This is a genomic window from Sandarakinorhabdus rubra (assembly GCF_010994245.1).
Taxonomy (GTDB): domain Bacteria; phylum Pseudomonadota; class Alphaproteobacteria; order Sphingomonadales; family Sphingomonadaceae; genus Sandarakinorhabdus; species Sandarakinorhabdus rubra.
The window spans coordinates 1-3972 of the sequence record NZ_WMHO01000227.1 but is presented as its reverse complement, the minus strand read 5'-3'; the positions used below and the strand labels follow the sequence as shown (position 1 = coordinate 3972).

Here is a 3972-nt window from a genome sequence, read left to right as displayed (position 1 = left end):
GCAATTGCTCGACCGGGTGGCGCGCGGGCGTCGGGCGGTGGTCGCCCAACTCATCTATCGCGACCGCGCCTGGCAGGGCGCTGCCAAGGGCCGCGAGTTCAGCCGCGCCACGATGCGCACCCACTGGCAGCAGGGGGAGGCCGATGTTGCCGCCATGCTGGCGCGCGGCGGCTGGCGCGGCCTGCCCGACGGGCCGGGGGTGTGGAGCTTTGATGCAACCGCCGGGCCGGCGACGGCGAACCAGCCAGCACATTCCGGTTCTTGAGCCTGCGACATTCTGTTACGCTCGTATGGTCCGGAAAATGTGCGGGGGCGCAGCCGGACACGCGGCCCGCGGCCGCGCAAAACGGGGGGGAGCAGCGATGCCGGCGTCTGACCATGTCGATCTGAATGGCTTCATCGAGGGGGTGAAGCGCCGCAATCCCGGCCAGAGCGAGTTCGTGCAGGCCGTCACCGAAGTGGCCGAGGACATCTTCGACTTCATCGGCGACAAGGTGCAATATCACGAGGCGCAAATCTTGCGGCGCATCGCCGAGCCCGACCGGGTGGTGAGTTTCCGGGTCTGCTGGCAGGACGACAACGGCAATATCCGTGTTCAGCGCGGCTGGCGGGTGCAGAACAACAACTCGATCGGCCCCTACAAGGGCGGCATCCGCTTCCACCCGTCGGTGACGGAAAGCGTGCTGAAGTTCCTGGCCTTCGAACAGACCTTCAAGAACGCGCTGACCGGCCTGCCGATGGGCGGCGGCAAGGGTGGCGCCAATTTCAATCCCAAGGGCAAGAGCGTCAATGAAATCATGCGTTTCTGCCAAAGCTTCATGACCGAGCTGTATCGACACATCGGCGCCGATATCGACGTGCCGGCCGGTGACATCGGGGTCGGCGGGCGCGAGATCGGCTTCATGTTCGGCCAGTACAAGCGGATCACCAACAATTTCACCGGCGTCCTCACCGGCAAGGGGCTGGAATGGGGCGGCAGCCTCATTCGCACCGAGGCGACCGGCTATGGCGCCGTCTATTTCCTGCAGAACATGCTGAAATCACGCGGGCAGGACGTGGCCGGCAAGGTCGCGGTGATCTCCGGCTCCGGCAATGTCGCCACCCATGCGGCGGAGAAGATCGTGGCCCTGGGCGGCAAGGTGGTGACGCTGTCGGATTCGGAAGGCTTCGTCCACGATCCCGATGGCATCACGCAGGACAAGATCGACTGGGTGAAGACCCACAAGACCCACCGGCGCGGCCGCATTTCCGATTATGCCACCGAGTTCAAGAGCGCCACCTTCCACGGCGGTGGTGCCCGGCCCTGGGGCGTGCCCTGCGACGTGGCGCTGCCCTGCGCCACCCAGAACGAGCTCAATGGCGAGGAGGCGCGCACCCTCCTGAAGAACGGCTGCACTGCGGTGGCGGAAGGCGCCAACATGCCCACTGATCTTGATGGCGTGCATGTCTTCAAGGCGGCGCGCATCCTCTATGCGCCGGGCAAGGCCTCGAACGCCGGCGGCGTTGCTGTCTCCGGCCTCGAGATGAGCCAGAATTCCGCCCGCATGAGTTGGAAGGAAGAGGAACTGCAGACCATGCTGAAGGACATCATGTCGGGCATCCATGATCGCTGCCTGGAATATGGGCGAAGCGCCGATGGCCATGTCGATTATGTGAAGGGCGCCAACATCGCCGGCTTCAAGAAGGTGGCCGATGCCATGCTGGCGTTTGGAGTCGTCTGATGGCCGGGATCATTGACCGCCGTATCTGCGCCGAAATCGACGGACCGTTCGTGCTGTTCCTGATCGGCATCCGCATCAACCGGGTGTGGAAGCTGAACAGCTGGCTGCCCACCTTCAGTGCGATGGGCCCGATGATCGCCGAACTGTCGCGCAAGCCGGAACTCGGCCTGCTGCACAACCGCACCCACTTCGGCTTTCCGGCCACGATGCTGGTGCAATATTGGCGCAGCCTCGATCATCTGCAGGCCTTTGCCACGTCGCGCGACCAGCTCCACCTGCCGGCCTGGCAGCGCTTCAACAAGGCGGTGGGCTCCAACGGCGACGTCGGCATCTGGCACGAGACCTATCAGATCGAGCCTGGCCAATATGAAAGCGTTTACAACAACATGCCGGCCTGGGGGCTGGGCCGGGCCGGAACCATCATGGATGCCACCGGCCCGCGCGCCCGCGCCGACGGGCGGCGGCAGGCGCAGGTGTCGGGAGACTGAGCGATGACCAAGGCCTCAGACCTCCTGGTGCAGTGCCTGGAAGCCGAAGGGGTCGAATATGTCTTCGGCGTGCCGGGCGAGGAGAATCTGGACTTTCTCGACAGCCTTGAACGCTCGAAAATCCGCCTGATCCTCACCCGCCACGAACAGGGCGCCGGCTTCATGGCCGCCACCTATGGCCGCCACACCGGCAAGGCCGGCGTGTGCCTGGCAACGCTGGGCCCCGGCGCCACCAACCTAGTGACGGCGGCCGCCTATGCCTTCCTGGGCGGCATGCCGATGCTGATGATCACCGGGCAGAAGCCGATCAAGAGATCCAAGCAGGGCCGCTTCCAGATCCTCGACGTGGTCGACATGATGCGCCCGATCACCAAATACACACACCAGCTGGCATCGGCCGACAATATCCCGGCCCGGGTGCGCGAGGCGTTCCGGTTGGCGCAGGAGGAAAAGCCCGGCGCCACCCACCTCGAACTGCCGGAAGACATCGCCCATGATCCGACCGACGCGGTGCCGTTCCAGCCCAGCTATGCGCGCCGGCCGCTCGCCGACGGCAAGGCGATCCTGGCCGCCGTGCGCGCCATCGAAAGCGCGAAATCCCCCATCCTGGTGATCGGCGCCGGCGCCAACCGCACGATGACGTCGAAGATGCTGCTGGAGCTGGTGGAGAAGACCGGCATTCCCTTCCTGACGACGCAACTGGGCAAGGGCGTGATCGACGAGCGCCACCCGAAGTTCCTCGGCTGCGCGGCGCTGTCGGCCGGCGATTTCGTGCATGCCGCGATCCGCCGCGCCGACGTGATCGTCAACATCGGCCACGACGTGATCGAGAAGCCGCCCTTCTTCATGAGCCAGAACGGCACCACGGTCGTCCACATGAGCTTCCGTTCGGCCGAGGTGGACCCGGTCTATTTCCCGCAGGTCGAGGTGATCGGCGACATCGCCAACGCGGTCTGGCAGCTCAAGGAGGCGATCCAGGTGCAGCCGCACTGGGATTTTTCCGCCATGCTGGCCGCCCGCGCTGCCGAAGTGGCGCACCGCGATGCAGCGATCACCGACACGCGCTTTCCGATCTATCCGCAATATCTGGTCAGCGAGATCAGGAAGGCGATGCCGGAAGACGGGATCATCGCGCTCGACAATGGCGTCTACAAGATCTGGTTCGCCCGCAACTACACCGCCTACCGGCCCAACACCGTGCTGCTCGACAATGCGCTGGCCACGATGGGGGCGGGGCTGCCCAGTGCCATGGCCTCGAACATGGTCTACCCCGATCGAAAGGTGATGGCGATCTGCGGCGATGGCGGCTTCATGATGAACAGCCAGGAGATGGAGACGGCGGTGCGGCTCGGCCTCAACCTCACCGTGCTGATCCTCAACGACGGAAGCTACGGCATGATCCGCTGGAAACAGGCCAACATGGGGTTCAAGGACTGGGGGCTGGAGTATGGCAATCCGGATTTTGTCGCCTATGCGCAGGCCTATGGCGCGCACGGCCATCGCGTCACCAGCGCCGCGATGCTGCCAGGCCTGCTCCGCCAGTGCCTCGAAACGCCAGGCGTCCATCTGATCGACTGCCCGGTCGACTATGCCGACAATGATCGCATCCTGAACAAGGAGATCAAGGAACTGAGCGCCGCGCTGTGAGACCGCCGCCATTGACCGCGCCGGGGTTGCGCGGCAGGCCGGAGCGATGACACCGCCGCCCCATCCGCCGGAACCCGCGCGCCCGCTCGGCCGCGTCTGGCTGGTGGCCAACCGCG

At 65.2% G+C, this 3972-nt stretch carries 4 protein-coding genes; all 4 read left to right on the top strand.

Features of this window, described 5'->3' with window-relative positions; all coding sequences use genetic code 11:
* Positions 1-265 (top strand): DUF3734 domain-containing protein (locus GJV64_RS12180; protein WP_205599622.1); only part of this gene is annotated, 265 nt, incomplete at its 5' end.
* A gap of 97 nt (positions 266-362) precedes the next feature.
* On the top strand, positions 363-1721 hold the full coding sequence (gene gdhA, locus GJV64_RS12175) for an NADP-specific glutamate dehydrogenase (protein ID WP_164157486.1): 1359 nt from the start codon (positions 363-365) through the stop codon (positions 1719-1721).
* Entirely contained in the window at positions 1721-2209 is a 489-nt protein-coding gene (locus GJV64_RS12170; RefSeq protein ID WP_164157484.1) for a DUF4188 domain-containing protein, read from the top strand. The genes gdhA and GJV64_RS12170 overlap by 1 nt, the downstream gene beginning before the upstream one ends.
* Positions 2210-2212: 3 nt before the next feature.
* Entirely contained in the window at positions 2213-3856 is a 1644-nt protein-coding gene (locus tag GJV64_RS12165) for an acetolactate synthase large subunit (protein ID WP_164157482.1), read from the top strand.
* Positions 3857-3972 lie beyond the last annotated feature (116 nt).

Coding starts and splice junctions, on each gene's coding strand:
- GJV64_RS12170 (WP_164157484.1), top strand. CDS start 1,721: ATGGCCGGGATCATTGACCGCCGTATCTGCGCCGAAATCGACGGACCG.
- gdhA (WP_164157486.1), top strand. CDS start 363: ATGCCGGCGTCTGACCATGTCGATCTGAATGGCTTCATCGAGGGGGTG.
- GJV64_RS12165 (WP_164157482.1), top strand. CDS start 2,213: ATGACCAAGGCCTCAGACCTCCTGGTGCAGTGCCTGGAAGCCGAAGGG.